Source organism: Candidatus Zixiibacteriota bacterium, from assembly GCA_019038695.1.
Taxonomy (GTDB): Bacteria; Zixibacteria; MSB-5A5; order GN15; family FEB-12; genus B120-G9.
In genome coordinates, this window is the sequence record JAHOYZ010000010.1 from 75,211 (window position 1) to 97,520 (window position 22,310).

General features: G+C 50.0%; 15 protein-coding genes and 2 tRNA genes. 8 read left to right on the top strand and 9 right to left on the bottom strand.

Annotated features, from left to right (window positions below; all coding sequences use genetic code 11):
- Window positions 1–47 precede the first annotated feature (47 nt).
- The 5 genes from KOO62_04405 to KOO62_04425 all read left to right on the top strand — a co-directional run bounded on the left by KOO62_04405 (window position 48) and on the right by KOO62_04425 (window position 8,722).
- The gene (locus tag KOO62_04405) at window positions 48–5,381 is read left to right on the top strand and encodes a T9SS type A sorting domain-containing protein (protein ID MBU8933230.1); all 5,334 of its coding nucleotides are present in this window, start codon (window positions 48–50) and stop codon (window positions 5,379–5,381) included.
- Window positions 5,382–5,457: 76 nt separating this feature from the next.
- On the top strand, window positions 5,458–6,534 hold the full coding sequence (locus tag KOO62_04410; protein MBU8933231.1) for a T9SS type A sorting domain-containing protein: 1,077 nt from the start codon (window positions 5,458–5,460) through the stop codon (window positions 6,532–6,534).
- A 162-nt stretch (window positions 6,535–6,696) separates the two neighbouring features.
- Complete coding sequence (locus KOO62_04415; GenBank protein ID MBU8933232.1) at window positions 6,697–7,707, top strand: protein phosphatase 2C domain-containing protein; 1,011 nt, start codon at window positions 6,697–6,699, stop codon at window positions 7,705–7,707.
- Between the two features lie 111 nt (window positions 7,708–7,818).
- Window positions 7,819–7,892 (top strand) — tRNA-Arg (locus tag KOO62_04420).
- A 131-nt stretch (window positions 7,893–8,023) separates the two neighbouring features.
- On the top strand, window positions 8,024–8,722 hold the full coding sequence (locus KOO62_04425; protein ID MBU8933233.1) for a hypothetical protein: 699 nt from the start codon (window positions 8,024–8,026) through the stop codon (window positions 8,720–8,722).
- Window positions 8,723–8,801: 79 nt separating this feature from the next.
- On the opposite strand, the gene KOO62_04430 is transcribed toward KOO62_04425, so the two are convergent.
- From KOO62_04430 to KOO62_04440, 3 genes are all read right to left on the bottom strand, one after another.
- A complete protein-coding gene (locus KOO62_04430; GenBank protein ID MBU8933234.1) occupies window positions 8,802–9,548 on the bottom strand; it encodes a hypothetical protein in 747 nt (248 codons plus the stop codon).
- Window positions 9,549–9,631: 83 nt separating this feature from the next.
- Window positions 9,632–11,428 (bottom strand): OmpA family protein, encoded by a 1,797-nt coding sequence (locus tag KOO62_04435; protein ID MBU8933235.1) that lies wholly within the window; start codon window positions 11,426–11,428, stop codon window positions 9,632–9,634.
- A 194-nt stretch (window positions 11,429–11,622) separates the two neighbouring features.
- Window positions 11,623–12,078: an NUDIX domain-containing protein gene (locus tag KOO62_04440; GenBank protein ID MBU8933236.1), complete on the bottom strand. Its 456-nt coding sequence runs from the start codon at window positions 12,076–12,078 to the stop codon at window positions 11,623–11,625.
- Between the two features lie 186 nt (window positions 12,079–12,264).
- On the opposite strand from KOO62_04440, the gene KOO62_04445 reads away from it, so the two are divergent.
- Window positions 12,265–13,215: a serine/threonine protein kinase gene (locus tag KOO62_04445; protein ID MBU8933237.1), complete on the top strand. Its 951-nt coding sequence runs from the start codon at window positions 12,265–12,267 to the stop codon at window positions 13,213–13,215.
- 18 nt (window positions 13,216–13,233) lie between these two features.
- On the opposite strand, the gene KOO62_04450 is transcribed toward KOO62_04445, so the two are convergent.
- Together KOO62_04450 and KOO62_04455 are read right to left on the bottom strand one after the other, a co-directional pair.
- Window positions 13,234–14,487 carry a GNAT family N-acetyltransferase gene (locus KOO62_04450; protein ID MBU8933238.1) on the bottom strand — a complete coding sequence of 418 codons (1,254 nt, stop codon included), beginning with the start codon at window positions 14,485–14,487 and terminating at the stop codon, window positions 13,234–13,236.
- Between the two features lie 53 nt (window positions 14,488–14,540).
- On the bottom strand, window positions 14,541–14,897 hold the full coding sequence (locus tag KOO62_04455; GenBank protein MBU8933239.1) for a DUF4430 domain-containing protein: 357 nt from the start codon (window positions 14,895–14,897) through the stop codon (window positions 14,541–14,543).
- A gap of 432 nt (window positions 14,898–15,329) precedes the next feature.
- On the opposite strand from KOO62_04455, the gene KOO62_04460 reads away from it, so the two are divergent.
- Both KOO62_04460 and KOO62_04465 read left to right on the top strand, forming a co-directional pair.
- Window positions 15,330–17,117 (top strand): hypothetical protein, encoded by a 1,788-nt coding sequence (locus KOO62_04460; GenBank protein MBU8933240.1) that lies wholly within the window; start codon window positions 15,330–15,332, stop codon window positions 17,115–17,117.
- 48 nt (window positions 17,118–17,165) lie between these two features.
- Window positions 17,166–18,521 carry a DUF418 domain-containing protein gene (locus KOO62_04465; GenBank protein MBU8933241.1) on the top strand — a complete coding sequence of 452 codons (1,356 nt, stop codon included), beginning with the start codon at window positions 17,166–17,168 and terminating at the stop codon, window positions 18,519–18,521.
- A 68-nt stretch (window positions 18,522–18,589) separates the two neighbouring features.
- Here the strand turns inward: KOO62_04465 and clpX are convergent, their stop codons facing one another.
- From clpX to KOO62_04485, 4 genes are all read right to left on the bottom strand, one after another.
- Window positions 18,590–19,867, bottom strand: coding sequence for an ATP-dependent Clp protease ATP-binding subunit ClpX (gene clpX / locus KOO62_04470; protein ID MBU8933242.1), 1,278 nt, complete (start codon window positions 19,865–19,867; stop codon window positions 18,590–18,592).
- A 77-nt stretch (window positions 19,868–19,944) separates the two neighbouring features.
- Window positions 19,945–20,562, bottom strand: coding sequence for an ATP-dependent Clp endopeptidase proteolytic subunit ClpP (gene clpP / locus KOO62_04475; GenBank protein MBU8933243.1), 618 nt, complete (start codon window positions 20,560–20,562; stop codon window positions 19,945–19,947).
- 27 nt (window positions 20,563–20,589) lie between these two features.
- The gene (gene tig, locus KOO62_04480) at window positions 20,590–21,870 is read right to left on the bottom strand and encodes a trigger factor (protein ID MBU8933244.1); all 1,281 of its coding nucleotides are present in this window, start codon (window positions 21,868–21,870) and stop codon (window positions 20,590–20,592) included.
- Window positions 21,871–21,975: 105 nt separating this feature from the next.
- Window positions 21,976–22,060, bottom strand: a tRNA-Leu gene (locus KOO62_04485).
- Between the last annotated feature and the right edge of the window lie 250 nt (window positions 22,061–22,310).

The window sequence follows — 22,310 nt, forward strand, 5'->3', positions numbered from 1 at the left end:
AGATGTATGACTCGAAACTCTAAACAAAACTAATTGGAGAGCAAAACATGAAATTGAGAATCATCCTGTCGATGTTGGTCATTCTCGCTTTCGGTGCCGTAGGAGCGCAGGCGGGTGATGATCCGAACTTGCCGGATACTGTTGCCTTTGTGGCTTCGGTCGTTCCGGGGGCTGGCTCGGATCAATTGCAGATGGATATTTATGGTTTCTCAGATGAAACCCTCATGGGCTTTACTATGGGCATCATCTGGGACAACCCTAAGATCCAGATGGACAGCGCCAAGGCGACATCACTAATAACCGACGCTTTTGCGATTGGCCCATTCTTTTACGAAGAAGGTAGTCTTGCCACCACGAATACAAATCAGCGCTTCCAGCTGGGTGGTACAGCCATGATGTCCTACATCGCGGCCGATGCCGGTGGACGCCGACTTTGGGCCAGCTATTACTTCACGGCCACTGACTGGACAGAAAGTGATTGTGTCACGTTTGACACTTTGAAATACGGCTCGGGCACAGAATTCATGTTTGTGGACCCGGGTCCTCCGCAGAACCAGTTTGTACCCCGCTTTGAGGGTATTCTGGAAGTGGGAACCTGTGTTGAAGAGAACCTACCTCCGGTTGTCGATGGTATTCCCGATCAGACCATCACCGAAGGTTCGACCTTTGCCACGATCAGCCTTGATAATTATGTGGCCGACCCCGACAACACTGATGATGAGATGACCTGGACCTATTCGGGTAACACTGATCTGACGGTTGTCATCACTGATCGTGTTGCGACTATCACGACGCCGGGTGCCGAATGGAGCGGAGCCGAGACGATTACGTTTAAGGCTGCCGATCCTGACGGTTTGTTTGACGACGATGCAGCGATCTTTGAAGTCACCGCTGTGAACGATGCTCCGGTCGTTACAGACATTCCCGATCAAACAATCGCCGAGGGCGGTAGCTTTGCTACAATTACTCTCGATGATTTCGTCTCTGATGCGGATAACACCGATGAACAGATGATCTGGACCTTCTCAGGTAACACTGATCTGACAGTTGTTATTACTGATCGTGTCGCAACTATCACGACACCGGGTACTGAATGGAGTGGAGCTGAGACGATTACGTTTAAGGCTGCCGATCCAGACGGTTTGTTTGACGACGATGCAGCGATCTTTGAAGTCACCGCTGTGAACGATGCTCCGGTCGTTACAGACATTCCCGATCAGACCATCGATGAGGGTGGTAGCTTTGAAACAATTACTCTCGATGATTTCGTCTCTGACATAGATAATACCGATGAGCAGATGACCTGGACCTTCTCAGGTAACACTGATCTGACAGTTGTCATTACTGATCGTGTTGCGACTATCAGCACGCCAGCCAGTGACTGGAGCGGAGCCGAGACAATTACGTTTAAGGCTGCCGATCCTGACGGTTTGTTTGACGAAAATGCGGCGATCTTTACCGTCACACCCGCAGATGAGAATCCCCCGGTCATCACTGATATTCCTGATCAGACCATCGCTGAGGGCGGTAGCTTTGCTACAATTACTCTCGATGATTTCGTCTCTGATGCGGATAACACCGATGAACAGATGATCTGGACCTTCTCAGGTAACACTGATCTGACGGTTGTCATCACTGATCGTGTTGCGACTATCACGACACCGGGTGCCGAATGGAATGGAGCCGAGACTATTACGTTTAAGGCTGCCGATCCAGACGGTTTGTTTGACGAAAATGCGGCGATCTTTGAAGTTACCGCTGTGAACGACGCTCCGGTAGTTACGGACATTGAAGATCAGACTATCGCCGAGGGTGGTAGTTTCGCGACTATTACTCTTGATGATTTTGTGTCTGACGTAGATAATACTGATGAGCAGATGACCTGGACCTATTCGGGTAACACTGATCTGACAGTTGACATCACCGACCGTGTCGCGACTATCACGACACCGGATGCCGAATGGAGTGGAGCCGAGACTATTACATTTAAGGCTGCCGATCCGGACGGTTTGTTTGACGAAAATGCGGCGATCTTTGAAGTCACCGCTGTTAATGACGCTCCGGTAATAGCTGATATTCCCGATCAGACCATCGCCGAGGGTGGTAGCTTTGCTACAATTACTCTCGATGATTTCGTCTCTGATGCGGATAACACCGATGAGCAGATGACCTGGACCTATTCAGGCAACACTGATTTGACAGTTGTTATTACTGATCGCGTTGCGACTATCACCACACCAGCCAGCGACTGGAACGGAGCCGAGACTATTACGTTTAAGGCCGCCGATCCTGACGGTTTGTTTGACGAAAATGCGGCGATCTTTACCGTCTCTTCCGTCAACATTGCACCAGTATTGGCTGAGATTGGTGCGCAGAGCGGACCAGAAAACGCCGAGCTTAGCTTTGGTATTAGTGCCACTGATCCTGACGGAACTACTCCGACGCTGGACACAGCGGATGTACCTGCCGGTGCATCGTTTGTGGACAACGGTGGTGGTACTGGTACTTTCACGTGGACGCCGACCTACGATGATGCTGATGTTTACTACGTGACCTTCATCGCCTTTGACGGTGAGCTGGCCGACTCCGAAGTAGTTGAGATTACTGTTATCAATACAAACCGTCTACCAGTCGTAGATGCGGTATCTGACACTACTATTGACGAATGTGGCGAGCTTGTATTGACTTTTGTAGCTACCGATCCTGATGGTGATGATCTCACCTTCGTTGTTGATCCTCTGGCAGCCAATATGACATTTGATGATGCTACCAATACGTTCACATTTGATCCCGACACCACCCAGGCTGGAGTCTACAATCTGGTTCTGACAGTTAGCGATGGCATGGACCCCGTTGAGGAACCATTCGTTATTACCGTCGAAGACTGTATCATACTCTCAGAAGATACTTTTGTGTTTGAAACTGAGCCAGGTTCGAGTACCGGTAGTGCCACCCTTCAGGTGGAATCTTCCGGCGACCCCTTCTGTTTCACAGTAGTCGAAGATCCAGATGTGGAGTGGCTCGAGTTTTCCCCAGAGGGTGTTATTTGTGTACCTCCTTTGGCAGAAATCGTTATCTCCTATGACGTAACTGATATGCCTTCTGGAACATATGTAGCCAACTGCTCAATCGTTCCGGTTGACCCCGCAAAGGGTGCTGCTTTCGAACCGGTAGCGTTCACCGTTACTGTTATTGTTCCTACAGCAGACTTTATCACAATTGCCGGTGTTGGGGGAGTCCCCGGCAGTGAAGTAGTTGTACCAGTAACCTTCACAAACAACTCCTGTGACTTGGCAGGGATCTATGCGAATCTGGCGTGGACCTCTGAATACTTGTCCCTGGTTATGGTCACCTGGGAAGACTCTCGTGTAGAGCACTTCTCAATGAAAGAAGCTGCGATCAACCCGATTGCACAGACCGTGTTGTTAGCTGCTGGCGATGAATCTGAACTGATCGGTACGGGAACCGGCAATTTTGTCAATCTGCACTTCAAATTGGCATCAGATATTCCAGCTGGTACTTATAACATTGGCTTCTTGCCAAAATCTGCCTTCCTTCTGGATTGTGGTGATGGATTCATTGATGGTTGGCCGGAAGAAACTGCGGGCCATATCGTTGTTGGCGACAATCCCAACTTTGTGTGTGGATATGTTACCGATACCCTCGGTATCCCGATTCCAGGTGCAACTGTTGATCTCTATGGTGAGTTCCCGATCGGCCCAGTCGATATGACCACCATGTCCAGTGAAACCGGAGCATTTTCCTTCTCGGATATTATGCCCATTCCGTTTGATCTGTGGGCTTACCATGAAGGTTATTATCCGACTCTGGTTGAGAATGTGAACTATGGTGATATCGGTATAATGATTGAGCTTACTCCGGTCGAGCCCATTATCGAACATCACGAGTTTGTCTTCTTCTACTGTGGTGAGAATCTCTACTTCGACGAATTACTTCCAGTAGGATCAGTTATTGGTGCCTATGATTCAAATAACGTCCTTTGCGGTACCTGGTTCGTCAGTGAGCTTGGCGCTTACGGCGCCATGCCGGTTTACGGCGATTTGACAGATACCGAAGAAGACGAAGGAGCCGATCCCGGAGAAATAATTCGTTTCTTCATCAACAACGAATATTGGGCTCAAACTGATGTTGAAGCTATCTGGCAAGATCCCCTTGAAAGCTGGCAGGTCTGCCTGTCGGTTGGTGAAATAACCAAGACCTGTGACTTGTTAGAAGGCTGGAATCTCGTAAGCTGGTCGGTTGACCATGAAGATGACTACATCCTCGATGCACTGTCATCGCTTGGTGACACTCTTCTAATAGTAGTCGGATTCGAACAGGGTGGTCTCATCTACGATGCGGCTCTGCCTCAGTTCTCGACACTTTGGTATGTCGATCATCTCAGCGGCTACTGGATTAAGGTTTCCGAGAATGTTACGCTTGAAATGACAGGCGTCACCGTGTCACCAGCTACTCCTATTGAGGTGACGGCCGGTTGGAACCTTGTCTCGTACTTGCCGGATTATGCAATGCCGGTAGAGATAGCAGTTTCTTCGTTAGACGGCAACCTGATTGTCCTTTTTGGTCAAGATGGTGCGTATATTCCTGGTGACCTTGGGAATATGGCCGAGCTGGCTCCCTGCAACGGTTACTGGGTGAAGGTTGCCTTTGATGATGAGTTGATTTACGAGGCAAGTGGTCCTATGACTGCTCCGCAGCAGCGTCGCGAACTGGGTACGCTGGCAACAGCAGCAGCGATATCTGATGTGGTTGCATCCAACCGCTGGATGAACGCTTATGCTTCGAATCTGACTCTTGACGGTCAGACTGTTCTGAGTGGTGCCATAATTACGGCCCACGCTCAGGATGGCCATATGGTCGGTAGCTTCACAATGGAAGAGGATGGTTTGTTTGGCTTCATGCCAGTCTACGGTGACATTAGCTCGACTGAAGAGGTCGAAGGTATTCGCAACGGCGAAACTTTCTACCTGGCCATCGACGGTGTTGAGACGGCTGAAGCCTTTGCTTTCAGTAGTGGTATTGGCGATCGTGTAGAGATCACCAATCTGTCCACTGGTAAGTCTACGGATAACAACCTGCCGACGGTTTATGGTCTCTCGCAGAACTATCCGAACCCGTTCAACCCGACCACTAATATCGCCTTTACTCTGCCGAATAGCGGTACAGCCCGTATCGAGGTCTTCAATATCCTCGGTGAGTTGGTTGCTACGCCGTTTGACGGAATGGCGACGGCTGGTGAGAACAGAATCGAATGGGACGGTCAGAATTCCAGAGGAAAAACTGTCTCATCGGGTATTTACTTCTACCGTCTAACTGCCGATAACTACAGCGAGACGAAGAAAATGACCCTCCTGAAATAGGGTCACTTAGAATACACTGTAGTCTAACGTCCGGCCGGTCATAAACGACCGGCCGGACCAGGTAGGTGGATACATTGTGAAAAAGAACACGACATTTCTGTTGGTAATGAGTGCCCTGTTACTCGGCTTGGTGGCTTCCACACAAGCAGAAGTTTCTCCTACACACCTGTTCCATTGGTTTAGAGGAGATGTTCTTCTTAATGGACAGCTAGCTCCCGTTGGAACCATCGTCGACGCATACGACCCCGATTTGGTTCACTGTGGCACATACACAGTTGGAGTAGACAACTTCGTAGTTCCGGATTCGGCCGGGGTCTACGGATGGATGCTCGTATATGGCGATGACGCCACAGAACCGGGAGACCAGGGTGCCGAAACTGGTGATCTTATTTCTTTCCGGGTTATGAATCGCCCGGCCACAATTGACCCCGTCTTCAATAGCTGGGCCGACATGGAATTTGATACTACTAACCTGTCCGCGACGTCGACGATTGGCCTTGAAATTGTTGATCCGGCCGATCATGCTTCGGCCTCACCCTGTGACGGGGGAGGTTGCGATACGGTTCGATTCATGGTCGGAGTAGAAAACATCGGTAATGGAACAGATTTCTATGGTATTAATGTCACTTCCGCAAAAGACTGGGAGATCATCCCCTTTGACACCATTATCTTTGTTGGTACCGATTCGGTTGCGTATGTCTACAACCAGCCCGCACAGACGGCCTATGTCTTCTTTGATGTAGTGGTTCCGAACTGGCCGGGGGATGAGCCGGACACACTGTCATACGAAGTGTTCTCTCGGCTCGATGAAACCGTCACTGACAATAGTTCTGTTACGCTGACAATTGCCGTCTCTGGTGTTGGTGATGATCCGTTTGGATCCCTGCCTGAGAGGTTTAGCCTTGCGCAGAACTATCCTAACCCGTTCAATCCGACCACGACAATTGCTTTCAATCTGTCTTCACTGACTACTGTCCGCCTTGAGGTTTATGACATCCTCGGACGACAGATAAGTGAGTTTGATTTTGGGGCTCTTTCCGCCGGTGACCACGATTATGAGTACGATGCTTCGTCTCTCTCCAGCGGTATCTATTTCTATCGTCTGGTTACCGAGCTTGGCACCCAGACCCGTAAGATGGTTCTGGCCAAGTAGCGACATTCCCCAATAGATAGAAAACCCCGGCTTATGCCGGGGTTTTTTTGTTGTTTTGGATTGATCCTTCCTCGATTATGGCATTAGGTCTGCCGGGACTATGCGTCAGACCTTTTGATCTTGGAGACTTGCATCGTAGACCATACTTGAGAAGGAATCGCCGTGCCGTTGCGTTACAAGGTTGAAGGCAAGACAGATGTCGGGATCGTACGACCCGGCAATGAAGATTATCTTCACCTCGACCCGGCCAATGATGTCTTTGCAGTCTGCGACGGAATGGGTGGCCACCAGGCTGGTGAGGTAGCCTCTATGACCGCCTCGCTGACCCTCCAGGTGTTACATACCAGTTTCCGAGAAGAACTGTTGCGCGAGGAGTCGCTGAAACTTGGTCGAAAACTACCGACGTCGGGTGATTTGCTGGTGCGCTCGGTTCGACTGGCCAACCGTAATATCTATCTGAAAGCATTAGCCGATACTACCCTCTCCGGGATGGGCACCACTGTTGTCGCAATGGCTCTTGAAGGCGACATGATGTCTATTGCTCACGTCGGTGATAGTCGTGGCTATCGACTTGATCAAAGGACACTGATGCCGCTCACAAGTGATCATTCCTGGGTCCATGAGATTCAGGAAAGCCAGAAGTTGTCCCGCGAAGAAGCCGAGGCGGTGGTCGGTAAGAATGTGATAACGCGGGCGCTCGGTGTACGAGAGACGGTCGAAGTCGACTATCGCTTAATAAGGATTCGAGCTGGCGATATTTACATAATGTGCTCGGATGGACTGTGTGGGTTTGCCGATGATGATGAGATTTTCGATGTTGCCAATCGGTCCCGGACGGATATCAAGACGATGGTCGACAACTTGGTGCAGATGGCCAACGATCGCGGTGGGGCGGACAATGTAACCGTTATAGCGCTTCAAATCGAGGAAGTTCCGACCGGTGATCTGCCAGAGATTGAGGTTTTCACCCAAAGCGCAGAAACTGAAGCAGAACTGGCCGCAGAAGATGAGTGGGTCAATACCATCACCGAGGTCGAACGGAAACAGACATCGGAAGGCAGCGATGACAAGTCATCCAAATCGGGTGGAAGCAAGCTGTTTCTGACGTTGATATTCGTTGTCTTCGTAGCGGTGGCGTTCGGTATTATCTACTTCACCGATTTCCAGAAGTGAGAGTTCTCGATCCGCCAACTGGGGGAGTTCTTCTATCAGTAGTAGGGGAGGGTTGAGCCAAAAATGGCTTGACTTTATCGGGGGTGAAGCTTAATTGCTGATCTGATATATGCGCCCATAGCTCAATTGGATAGAGCGTCTGATTACGGATCAGAAGGTTGGGGGTTCGACTCCTCCTGGGCGTATTTTTCTACCGTAGTTCCAGTTCATTTTACAACATCAATAACCACCGCATCGATTGACTGATTGTCATAAATGAACTATTATGTATAAGAATAATTTACTACTGTACAACCTGTGGATAGGATTCGGATTTATGTTCACGAAGCACAATGTGATAATAAGATTGTTGACAGCAGTTCTTTTGTGTGCTCTTCTCGTGTTGGCCGGATGCGAGACCGAAGATGCATCCGACACCGGAACTGGCGATGATAACGGTGGCGGCGGCGGTGGAAATGGTAACGGTATTGACTACGACAATCCGCCCGATATCAGTTACGTTGCGGGACAACAGATGACCCTGGATCATGTTGATGGTTTGTTGGATGATACCAGTATCGTGACCGGGGAGCCGATCACTTTTCACATTCGACTCAACAACAACACCGGCTCGGCGCTTACCGGACTGACCAACGGTTTCGTGGTGTATTCTTTTGAAAATGCTGCGCGGTGGGATACGGCATACGGCATGTTCACATCAAACGTCACCGCTTCCATGTTTGATGGTGGGCGATTCATTCCCCCTCAGTTTATTGGAGACGGTGCAAATGTTGACACAATTGCGTTTGGTGGATACAATATCCAGGGAACGGGAATACCAGCCGGATTTGATGACATTGCCTTCACGATTCAGATTGGGCCGATTGATGCCGCCTATCACGGCAGGTGGATCTGTCTTGATTCAAGTTACTACCCCCCCGGCGGACCGTGGCTGTGGCCATTTGATGGCGGCTCTGTAAATCCCGACTGGGACGGTGCTCGCTGGTTCAGAATTGTTGATACAACATCCAATTGACCCGCTACACATCTGACGTAAAGTAAAAAAAGCGCGGCAAACATCTCGTTTGCCGCGCACATAGATCACTACCAACTAGCTACTTTCCACCCATACCCATCTTCATTTCAATTTTCTTGTATCCTTCAGGAATATCAAAAATACCAGCCGGAGCATCGGCTTCCTTGTATTCGAGAAGCTCCATCGTGGTTTTGATCTTGGTGCCCATCACCTCGATATGTCCCTCGTTAAAAACCGGCACACCTTTGATTTTCTTCATTTCGTTGATCATATCCTCAAAACCGGGCAACGGAGCCATCATACACTGATTGGAGAGGTTCAGAAGTTCGACGTCGATCTTGATGTCCTCGGTGGTATAGGTGTCCATCAAGGTCTTCATCATGGTCATATCCATTTCGACAACGTATTTCTTTGCATTCCAGTCTTTGATCTTTTTAACCTCATCAGTCGGTGTTACGATCGTTTTAATCGAACCCATCATACCAGCTACTTCATCGGTGGTTTTCTTATCCATTTTCTCGGTGGCAGTCTCGAATATCTCGGTCAGATCAATCGGCATTTCGGAATATGTCTTGGCGACGTGATCAACTAAATATGCCTTACCTTGATCGACCCGTCCAATGAAAACTCCTCCATCCGAGCTCTTGGAGTAGATCATGCCTTTGGCAATCCATGTTTCCGAGGTATCATAGCGGGCTGGTTGGGACTGTCCCATCATCTCCATGCCGTCCATGAAGGTTGCCTGCTTCAAGTAGCTATCCGCCATGACGGATCCGGCCACCAACAGTAGCATTGCTACCAAGCTAACAACTAATGTCTTTTTCATCCTCTAATCCTCCTATCGCTGACAGTTATTGTTTTTCACTCCACAGCACGGCAGGAGCTCAGAGCTCCTGCCCTACCCAGTGCTTATAGTTTTACCAGTTCTACGCGCCGGTTGTTGGCTTTGCCTTCGGAAGTGTCGTTAGTGCCTATCGGCTTCGACTCTCCCCAGCCTTTGGATTCCAATTGGCCGGCGCCGATACTAAACTTGGAAACTAGGTAATCCAGGACCGCCTTGGCGCGGTTCTGCGAAAGCGTAACGTTGTGTTCTTCGCTGCCGTCGCTGTCGGTATGCCCTTCGATGGAAAGTCGCAGACCGGGATCATCCTCAAAAAGTCGTCCGATATTTTTCAGCGTCTTGAAAGACTCTCCCTTGATGACATGAGAGCCGGGATCAAAGAGAATCCCATGCGTCACAATCTTGCCGTCCTCGTCAAGTTGTTCGCGCATGCTCTTGCCACCCTCGGCAAACCGGAATCCACGGAACAGGGTCGGGTTTGCAGCATCACTGTAAGGGCGGTGATAAAGGCTAAACCCAACCGCACCAAAATCGTCGATCTTCGGAACGTTGGCAACCCTCTCTTGATCGATATAGCATTTAATCGATCGATTGGTGGCCATGATCCGCATGGTGTGAATACCCTTGGTCAGGGGGGTCCTCAAGGTCTTGGAAGCCAATTGGTCGCCCTTGAGAGAGAGCCAGGTGCTGGTAGAACCGGTAATGCCCAGTTCACCGACCGTACTCCCCTTGGCGTCCACCCATCGGATGTAGAAATAGTTGCCGGAGTGTTCTTTGCCGTTGTTATAGAATTCCATCTCGACCGTATACTTCTCTGGTAAAGGACCATCCGGCATTTTGGGGCGAATAGTACCGTTATCAGTGGCCATGATCCAGAATTCCTTGCCCAACCGCACTACCTCGTACACACCATTTTTAAGATTCCATCGATACGGAAACTCGCCTTCTTCCTCATCTTTCATATCATCATAGAAAATAACCTTATTGCCCGGGACAAAGTCATACTTGGTGTACAGAGTCATGTCCTCTACAGCCGGAGCCGAGGGAGTGGTCGATGCTTGAGCAGGTGTTTCTCCGCCTTGTGATGACGGCGCTGCTTGCTGGGTTCCGCCACCCGACGGAGTATCTCCATACTGCGTAGTATACTGGCCCTGTCCGGTATAGCGATAATACTCCTGGGGGATTTCCTTTGAAATCTCCTCGACAGCTTTGGCCAATACGGCGCGCACAGCTTTTTCCATCGGTTCGTTGGAATACACCCCCAGATCGCCGATCATCCTAAGACCGTCCACACGTCCGCCCCCAGCCATATTGGTCTTCCACTTGTCGGACTTGCCTTCCAATGCCATCGCTTTCAGATAGCGTCTGGTGCGGATATCGATAATCTTGAGATCAATCTGTATCTTGGCAGTACTTTTTTTAACACCAATCTTGCCGAATGCCTTCTTGGTGATACCACCCAAGCCTCCACCGCCGCCACTGGCCTTGGGTTCAAATGCTGTTATGGCGCCGGTGATCAAGATATCGGCACCTTCCATCAGGCCTTTGTCGGCACCACGTCCCTCCTCAGTATACTCAGATTGCCCCAACTCGATCTCGTCAATAAGTTCCCCGACCTCCTCCTGGTTGGCTAGCACAATAAAGCGACCGGTATTGGTCAGTGCAGTACCCAACATCTCTTCGATTGAGGCCGCAATATTCCTAGAACATCGGCTGGCCTTGGATTTGATATTGCCAACAGTAATGCGTGCTTTACTCCCCTGGTAGGTCAAATTGTCCTTAGCGTCGGCTACGGCCGAACCGGCCAGCAGAGCTGCTGCCAGTAACACACATAGCACTACAGTGGCAGAGGTTGACTTACGCATAATGATTCCTCCTCCTGATCTATTGGTACTTGTCAATTTGGCTTGAAACGACACATACCCATGACATTAAACAAAACAACCGTATGGTCCCGCTGTCAAGGAAAAGGTAGCAACAGTGACTACGACGAGGTTTATTCATGTACGATCAGTGCTCAACATGAGTGTATGGGTTGATCTCGCATCAGCAAGATCGATTAGGGATCATATCCGATGGTAGATACAAACCTTTCCCAGCTCTGCCCTTTGATATAGTTCCTTATGATGTCAACCAGAGGACTTGGCTGAAAATTCACTCGATCCAATTGACCAATCGGTTGCCAGTAGAATCCAACCTGTTGTTCGTACGAGGTCGGGTTATTTCCCACACTCAGGTCTGGGAGGTCGGCCTTGAAAACCAGATTCAATTCATGATAATGGCGCATGCCATAATTGAAGGTATGTTCAACGGCAGCAATGAATTCCCCTATAGTGGAGTGAGTATGAAGTTCTTCCATCAGTTCGCGCTGTAATGCGTCGCGGGCGCTTTCGTTGTGCTCTATGTGCCCGCCGGGAAGAAAAGCATGGCTCTCATTGTGAGCCTGACACAGCAGTATCTGCCCGTTAGACACAACTACGGCACGACTGATAAGAACGAACACCGTCTCTGGCATACCAATCTCCATATTGCTCTGTCATTAGAAATGCAAGGGTTCCGTCAGAACAGTCTTACTTTCGTTCCCAAGATATGCCTAAACCGCTGCCAGACCAGGATTTTATAATGCGAAGCGAGCAAGGTTAACCACAATGCAACAAATATCACACTCAAGTTTCGGTTGCCGGTGTCCGTTAACATCAGTATGGACCAACAGTCGCCACTGCAAATACTTCAGTACGCTTTGACGGAAAAACTGGGGGAGAGAAGCGTTGGTGAAGTATATCAGGCATGGGATACGGCTCTGGAGCGAGTAGTTGCTTTGAGACTGATCCCGGCCGAATTGAATCGCGATCGCCTGTTTCGCGCCCAGTGTCTCTCAACTCTTCGGGGACTGGCTAATATTTCCCACCCCAATCTGTGTGGTATGTATGGGGCAACCGAAGCAGGTGGCAAACTGGTAGTAGTACTCGATTATGTTCCAGGTCGTAACCTCAAGAGTCTTATTGCATCCGGCCCACTCGACAATGCCGCCTTCCTGAAAATAGCCGTGGCTATGATTCGTGGTTTAGTCTATGCTCACGAGCATGGTATCGTTCATGGGAACATTAGACCATCGAATGTAGTTGCTACCAAAGATGGCATCATCAAATTGATGGATTTCGGACTATCTCTGCATGCCGTCAGCTCGGACGAGATATCTGCCAGCGCAGATCTGGATGCCATCAGATATCGTTCCCCCGAGCATATTGTCGATCAGGATTTAACCCCCATGTCGGACCTCTTCTCGATCGGAGCTATCTTCTGGGAACTTCTTACCGGTCAGATGCTGTTTTCTGGCAATTCAGCTCGCGCAATTGAGGATGCCATCCTGCGTACCCAACCCGATTTTAATCAATTACGTTCGGAATTCAATCTCCCCGGTGATACCGTCCTGCTGCTTGAGAAATTGTTGGCCAAAATACCGGAGGACCGGTTCCTGAGCACCAGACAACTTCTGGTAACTCTGGAGGAAATGCAATCCTTTGACGAAGGATACGCTACTCGGGAGTTTTTCCAGGTCCGCCCCTCGACACCTCGTCAGTACCTGGTGCTTTCGGTCTTGGCCGCTCTAATGATTGTTCTCTGGTTGGTGGTTACGACCGGGCACAAGTAGTCGTACTACTCAGTCCCGTCAGAAATCAGCAAATGTCACCGGCTTGCGATGCACCGAAAACAACCTGTCAATTGCATCGAGTTGTGAATTATCAGAGATCGTAGCCAACGAGTACTGGATCAGGCTACGGAAGTTCACTGCTCCCATTATTAGCGAACTGAAGTCTGCCACACTGAGGGCAATATCCACTTGTGAGGATCCAGTCTTGTCAAACCGCGCCCGACCATCTTCGAAAACAATATTATAACGATCGTCATTTTCGGGGAGAAATGTATCTGACAGATCAAACCCGATTGTTTGGTTGTCACCATCAAAGTGTCGGTCTGTCAGTGCCTCAAACAGGTGCGGCAGACTCAGTACACGATACATGATCCCCACCCCACTTCTATGGCACTCGTGGTGCACTGGGGGGATCATCCGTCCCGAGCGGTTGCGAGGGTTAGTAGGCAAGAAATGGAAATCATCATCGTAGCTGTCTATGATGACCCGGTTAATCTGATCCAACTGCGAGTGCAGAAAAGTCATCAATTCCAGAAGAGCTTCCGGCGTTTCGTAGATCATATGCAGGACGTGAATATGATTGTCTACGAAGTTCTCAGGATTGCCACGCTCAAACTGAAACATCAAATAACCATCGATCCGGCCATCATGTTCACAGCCCAAGTACTTCCATTTCTTGTTGCGTTCAAACTCAATCTCACGACCGATCAGTGTTTCTTCGATCATGCCTGTTGTCCGCGTCACCAAGCGGTTATGACAATCATTAATTGCGGGGATATCCTCGGGACCGAGGAATCGCACATGTTCACACGACGGACCAGTGGGGAGATGCTTAGGCTTGACTGCATATTGATGAATCTTTGAACTGTATCCGGCTCCCATGCGACGATAGAAATCCGGTCGAAACGGCCACAGTAAGGCCATTGGTGCACCCCTGTCGCGGTAGTGGCGAAAGAAGAACAACATCAGATCCTTGGCCACATGCTGCTTCTTATGAAGGAGATCAACGGCCAGTGAACCACCCCCTCCGGCCAACACCATCCTGCCGAAAAGATTCATCGAGTAGTCGTACAACTTCAGACCACCCAACAGCTGTTCGTCACGGTAGTATCCGTAGAGTGACACACGGTCATCACGAGAAGAGCGATCAAATCGCTCCCGCAGCTTCTTCCTTTCCTCGGCGGTCTTGACATCAAAGACCGGATATGCCATTACCATGATATCGAGGAATCGGCCCCAGTCACTCTCGGGAATCACTCTAATGTCTGTCATAGTAATCACCTGTTAGATGGGGTTCTATGATGTTGGGGAGGTGGAGCATAATTCTATTGGCTAAGAATCCGAAAATGCCAGCGAATGGTGTCATCGGGGCGGGTCAGGAATCGATCACAGGCTACCTGCCCCATATCGCCGTTCACTGAGTACATCCAATAAACATCGTTGCCATTTTCGATAGAGTCAATCGCCACCACAAAAGCACCCATAGCTGATGATTTCATCTCCACCGAGTGGCTGTTCATGAGGACATCAAGCACAGATTTTGACTCGATTCCCACCAATGTGATCACCAGGCTGTCAACTTGATCGACAGTATTAATCGAATCGGCGACGACTGGTTTCGATGAATCGTCCTCCACTTTCCTGATGCAGCCCGACGGAACAATAAGACAAATGGCCAGCATTAGGCCTACTAGGACAGCAAGATATCTGCGATACAGGATCATTGGTCTATCTCCACAATGTGTTTCAGTCACGCCAATAAATCACGCCCAGCAACATCACACAAGATTTCATTTTGCGTGCTTTTCACGATTGAGACCTTCTTTCTCCTTTTATATAGTGGGAATACTATGCGGACAGGTAGTTTCCAGGATTGTATCGGACGGGAAAGATGAAGATTGTCCAATCCCGGAGTCTTTATCCTCCTGTCGAGTGTATCATCCAGAAAGCTCGGAATAGTCTCACTAACCATGTGGACCATCATGTTCAACTCTCGGCAATTTAGATTGTGCCGCCCTCAGTCTCAGCCTATATTGGGCCGAATTGAAACGGCCACAAGATGATTCCGTGATCCCGGTCGTTCCGTTGGTTGGAAAGCAGATAAGGAGATTCTGATGTTTCGCATAGGCACCGTTGTTCTGTCGATACTAATGTTGATGTTGGTGAGCCTTCTCGTGGGTTGTGGCGATGATAATGGAACTGGTACAGATACTGTGTTGCCGGGAGACAACTGGTCCATCCGCTCCACCGGTACCGCCGAATATCTTTTTGCGGTTGAACGCTTTGATTCTTTGCTGGTAGCGGTAGCTGGAGGAGGTGTTATTCTTGTGTCGGAGACCGGCGAACAATGGACCCCTCAGATGAGCAACCTTGAGACCGATCTGTATGGCGTTACCAGCTCAGATGAGCGACTTGTTGCCGTTGGCGACGAAGGGGAGATCATTGTGTCTGAGGACGGCTGGCATTGGCGCAAGGTCGACTCAACCGTCACGAGTAACTGGCTCTATGATGTTGCCTGGTCGGGAAGTGGATTCGTAGCCGTGGGCAAAAGCGGCACGATTGTTACATCGGAGGATGGATTGACATGGGAACCGAATGATTCCCTGGTTACAACTTCCAATCTTTATCATGTCAGTTGGTGCGAGACCGATACGATATTTGTAGCGACCGGGATCGGTACACTTCTGGAATCAGCCGATGGGCTCGAATGGGAGGTGATCTCAAATCGACCGGCGATCGTAATGTATGACTATGTCAGAACGGACAGTCTTGAAGTCGTTGTAGGTCAGGATGGCACCATAATGACGTTTGGCCCTGATGACGACGCCTGGCAGACCAGGGTCAGGTTGGGACGGTCTTACTTTTTCGGCATTGCCTGGTCAGGAAACAAATTTGTAGTCGTGAGCGAGAATGGTATAATCCTTCAGTCAGTTGACGCGATCTCCTGGTCCTATGCGTACACTAATGATTCTGATCATTTGAGAGATGTCTACTGGGATGAGAACCAATTTGTGGCGGTGGGGATGACAGGAACGATTTTCACCTCCCCGGATGGAATCATGTGGACTTCGCGAGCCACTGGTCCGGATGGTACGCTTGCTGACGTTGTTTGGGCAGATTCTCTTTATGTGGCGGTTGGCGAAGCGGGAACAATAGTAAGGTCGGAAGATGCTGTCGTCTGGTCTCGCTGGAATTCGAACACGACTGACAGCCTGATTGGTGTCACCGGCAATGGAAATCTATTCGTGGCTGTAGGTGTCCAGGGAACGGTTGTAACATCGACCGATGCTCTTGTGTGGTCGGAACGCATTTCCGGGGTCAACGAGCAACTCGAAGCGGTGGCAGTGTCGCCCAACCGATTTGTCGCTGTTGGCGATGGGGGACGCATTATTTTGTCCAATGATGGTATCACATGGAGTACTATTTCGCCGGTGATCGACAAGCGATTGCTGGATGTTGTCTGGAACGGAAACCGATTCATTGCGGTCGGTGAGGATGGCACTGTTCTAACATCGTACAATGATGAAGAAGACTGGACACAGCAAAATGTCGGCGTGACAAAGGATATCAACGCCGTTGCCTGGTCAGGTTCCGAAGCAGTGGCAGTCGGTGACGGTGGCACAGTCTTGCTCTCAGGCAATGGTTTGACTTGGGAATCAATTGGGATCAACCCCAACTATAATCTGAGATCAATTACGGCTGTTGATTCACGATGGGTGGCCGTGGGTTCCGACACTACTGGTGGTATCGCATACGCGTTGATTATCTCATCTGATGATGCCATAACATGGGAAGTTCAGGTATCGGCTTCAGCCGACGTCCCGCTACTCAACAGCGTAACTTACGGAAGAGATACATTGGTTGTGGTCGGTGAGGGCGGCGCAATACTTACCTCCCCGTAAGGGAACATAAACGCGCCGGAATAACGGTCCTGGTTGTGAGGAGGTAACATGGTCGCCGAAAGCTCTGATTCTACTAACAATAGCAATGCTCCACAAACCACTGTTACGAGGAAATCCTCTTTGTCTCAACCGGTAACGGTCGGGGAACGTATTAACTCTATTGATGTCCTGCGCGGGGTGGCAGTGTTGGGCATTCTGGCTATAAACATCGAGTTCTTCGCTTTGCCGGGTGCCATCATCTTCAATCCCTCTGTCGCTGGAGGTTTCGCCGGGATCAACTTACTGACCTGGGAATTCGGCACCCTGTTATTCTTTGAGAAGATGATGGCTATTTTCTCAATGCTGTTCGGCGCCGGATTAATACTCATGTACCATCGGGCAGAGGCTTCCGGTCGGGCGTTTGGGGGCGTTTATTACCGGCGTCTGATGTGGCTGCTAATAATCAGTCTCGCGCATGGTTATCTTCTCTGGTATGGCGACATTCTTTTTCCCTATGCTATCTGCGGGTTGGTCATTTATCTGTTGCGACGGCGCTCGGCCAGGCTGTTGATTATACTTGGCGTATGCATTCTGAGTCTTGGTATTCTGACTCAAGTGGGGGCAGGAGTCATGTTAGGCAATCTTGGTGACGCAGTGATTGAGATAGAAACCGCCAGAGAGAACGGAGAGACATTGACACCCGAGCAGGAGGGCTGGGTTGAGGTCTGGGCGGCGATGAACCAATCCTTCAACCCCTCGCCAGAGGAAATAGCCACCGATATCGAAGCCTACCAGAGCGGATTCTTGAAGATTCTTACCCATCGTGCCCCGTTTACTCTCATGATGCAGACCCAGGCATTGATATTTATGATATTCTGGCGAGTGGCCGGACTTATGCTGTTAGGGATGGGATTGATGAAGCTGGGTGTGTTTTCGGCGCAGCGATCGCTGTCCTTCTACACGATTTGTATTGTCCTGGGGTATGGGATTGGTTTACCCCTCGTGGGTTACGGAATGGGTTCTCTCATTGAGCACAATTTCGATTTCATTTACCGCTTCATGATTGGCAACCATTTCAACTATGTGGGCAGCATCATGGTCGCTCTGGCGCACGTTGGGGTAGTGATGATTCTCTGCAAGAAAGGCTGGCTGACCGGTCTTACTCGCCGTCTGGCCGCTGTCGGTCGTATGGCACTGTCAAATTACCTAACTCATACAATAATTTGCACGACGATATTCTACGGTTACGGCCTGGGGCTGTTTGGCCAGATTGAGCGTTTCGGTTTGTTCGGATTCGTAGTTGCTATCTGGATTCTACAATTGGTGGTCAGTCCAATCTGGCTGAAGCATTTTCTCTTCGGACCGGCTGAGTGGGTTTGGCGTTCGTTGACCTACTGGCAACGCCAACCGATGAAGGTGGAGTAGGGCAGGAGCCCCGTGCTCCCTCTAGCGACATAGACAGTCGGACGAAACTTCTACGTGGGCAATTTTCCTCAGCTGGCTTTTTTCTTGCCTGTGTGCTTCGTAACTTTGGCTTTGGCACCTTCAGTGATTGTCTCGGCGGTGATTGTCACATTGGACACCTGGTCCATGGTGGGAGCCTCATACATAATATCCAGCATGGCCCTTTCGAGAATCGACCGCAACGCCCGTGCGCCTGTCTTCCGTTCCTCGGCGATATTGACTGCCGCCTGGAGCGCCTCCGGTTCGAAGGTCAGCTCAACCCCGTCCATACTCAGTAGCTTGGAGTACTGCTTGGTGAGCGCGTTTTTCGGCTCAGTAAGAATACTCAGCAATGCTTCCTTGTCCAGAGGGCGCAAAGCGGCTGTCACCGGCAGACGCCCAACCATCTCAGGAATAAGACCATAGCTTATCAGGTCGGGCGGAGTGACATTATCAAAAATATCCGGGGCATCTTTATCAACGAAACTCTTCTCGGCATCGAAACCAACCTGCTTCTTGCCAATACGGCGGGCAATAGTCTGGCCCAGGCCATCGAAGGCTCCGCCACAGATAAACAGAATGTTACTCGTATCAATCGGCACAAACGACTGCTCGGGATGTTTGCGCCCTCCCTTGGGAGGGATATTGGCTACCGTACCTTCGAGAATCTTGAGCAACCCCTGTTGTACACCTTCCCCTGAGACATCACGGGTAATGGAGGGGTTTGCATCGCGCCGTGAAATCTTGTCGATCTCGTCCACATAAATTATCCCGCGTTCGGTCTTCTGCTGATTGCAGTTGGCGGCCTGGTAGAGTCGCACGAGAATATTTTCCACGTCTTCCCCGACATATCCAGCTTCGGTCAGAACAGTCGCGTCGGCAATCGTAAATGGCACCTTGAGGAATTTTGCCAGAGTCCTTGCCATCAGCGTCTTGCCGGTACCGGTGGGGCCGATCAGGAGAATGTTGGATTTTTCGAGATCAACATCGTCCTCCTTATGCAATTCCGGTGAAGAAGGACGTTTGGACAGGGCGTTGATGCGCTTGTAGTGATTGTACACGGCGACCGCGACAGTCTTCTTGGCAAATTCCTGACCGATCACGTATTGATCAAGATGATTCTTAATCTCAGTTGGGGGAGGTATTGCCGGGATCTCACCGGGGGAACCATCATCGGGTGTGGACTGGAGCAAGTCGTTACACAGCTCCACACACTCGTCGCAAATATACGATTCGTAACCGGAAAAGAGTCGCTTGATTTCACTCGCCGGCTTGCCGCAGAATGAACAGCGCTGCGGACGACGAGACTTATTTGATTCCTTGGGCATGAGGCCTTCTCCTGACCGTCCGATGGTGCAGGTTGCCGGCAACAATTAGCGGGCAATATTGACCCACCAATCGGACGTTACTTCTTCTCCGCGTGTTTGAACTCGTACACTTTATCGATCAGTCCGTACTCTTTTGCTTCATCGGCGGACATGAAGAAATTGCGATCGGTGTCTTTTTCGATTCTTTCCTGGGGCTGGCCCGTGTGTTCCACCAAAAGCTCGTTGAGGCGTTTCTTGGTCTTGGTGAACTCTTCGGTCATTATGACGATATCGGAGACCTGTCCCTGTGTACCGGCCATCGGCTGATGGATCATGACTCGGCTATTAGGCAGACCGGCACGTTTTCCCTTGGTTCCGGCCGACAGCAGAAATGCGCCCATCGAAGCGGCAATGCCCATACAAGTCGTAGCGATGTCAGGCTTGACAAACTTCATTGTGTCATAGATAGCCATTCCGGCTGTAACCGAACCGCCCGGAGAATTGATGTAGATATAGACATCTTTTTCGGGGTCCTCAGCTTCCAGAAACAGTAGTTGGGCAATGACCAAATTGGCCACGTTATCGTCGATAGGGGTGCCTATGAAAATTATGCGGTCCTTGAGCAGTCGGGAGAAAATATCGTAGGCTCGTTCTCCGCGCCCGCTCTGCTCGACCACCATTGGCACGAGATGATTGGCAAAAATCTTGTCATCCATGGGTTTTCTTACTCATCTGAATTTTGTTCAACTGTCCTTGTTCTGGTCGGCTGGATCGACCTTAACGACCTCAGCTTTGCTTTTCAGCAGGTCTATGACTTTTTCCTCCATCAGTGTATCGCGAATCGATTCTGCTTTGCCGGTCTTCTGGAGAACATCCTTGGCCTTCTCCTCTGTCATATGGTACTGTTCGGCAAAGCCCTTTATGACCTTTTCGGTATCCGAAGGCAAAACTTCAATGCTTTCTCGATGAGCAATTTCATTGAACAACATGTTCCAGCGTAAAGTGTTCACCGCTACACCCTGATAGGCGTTGCGTATCTCCGCTTCATCCAGATCAGGATTCTTCTGGCGGACATCCTCCACCATTGCTCCAAGATACTCGTTGATCAGCCCGAGGGGAATTGGGACCTCGTTCTTCTGGCAGAGTTGACGAATGATCTCACCCTTCTGGTGACGCCGTAATTCGTTCTCTTTCTGGCGGCCGATGTCTTCTCGAATTTTCATGCGCAATTCGAGAGCTGTCTCGGCTGCGCCTGTCGTTTTGGCCAGAGCATCGTCAAACTCGGGCAGGAGCTGTTCCTGTACTGCCCCTATTTTGACCTGGTACTTGATCTGCGCCCCGGCGAATTTCTTGTCAGGGTAGTCTTCATCGTAGTTGACTTCGATTTCCTTTTCATCGCCGGCTTTCATTCCAGGGATCTGCTCCTTGAACTCTTTGACCGTCTGGGGACTCGACAGGTCAATTACTGAGCCGGGGAAACCATCTTCCTGGAGGATCATCTTGGGATCAAAGATCTTTGTCAGATCAGCAGTTACGACATCCCCATCCTTGGCCGGGCGTTCGACATCACGATAGTCAGCATAGGATTTGCGAACCTGCTCAACGGCACCATCGACCTCTTCATCGGTGATCTCGAAATCGACGGTTGTAACTTTCAAACCGTCTGTATCAATGTTCTCGATTTCAGGATAAACTTCAATCCTTGCCTTGTAGTTCATGCCCCCTTCGTCGGTGTAGTTGAGTTCAGTAATAGAAGGCGTAGTTGCGACACGCAGGTCCTTGTCGCGCAGGGCATCCGGAAAAGTGGCCTTGATGACCTGATCGGCCACGTCTTCTTTGACCTTATCGCCGAAGTCCGATTTTATACGGCTCATCGGAACCTTGCCTTTGCGGTAGCCGTCGATCCTGGCCTCTTTGCGTACTTCGGCAAATTGAGCCTCGAGTTTCTCATTGACCAGTTCGGGCTCGACTTCGATTAGAACCTCGTGGACGAGTTCTTCAACTTTCTTGATTTCTACTTTCACTCTCTACCTCTTTTGGCAATGATCGCCATCTTCTGAAATAACCCAGCCACCAAATTCTGATGGCAAATATGCTGGCCAGATCGAGTCGATCCAGCCAATATTATTTGGTGCGAAAGGGGGGATTCGAACCCCCATTCCTCTCGGAACTGGATCCTAAATCCAGCGCGTCTGCCAATTCCGCCACTTTCGCCCGCAGGAAGTTACAGCTATACCGGACAAAATGCAAAGGACTTTTTCGCTCTACCGGTCCCTCAAACCCCGCTACTATCCAGCGAGTTACTGGTATCGCTGTGTGGTCGAAAAGGGGTGTCCAAATAGAGTTTGGTATCAAACTTCAGTGTCTAAGGTTAACATCATAAGGAATCTCCGTCCTACATTGACGGTCGGGGACATAACCCGATGGCGACTTTTACTGATGGATTAGATTAGGCACTGAAGTC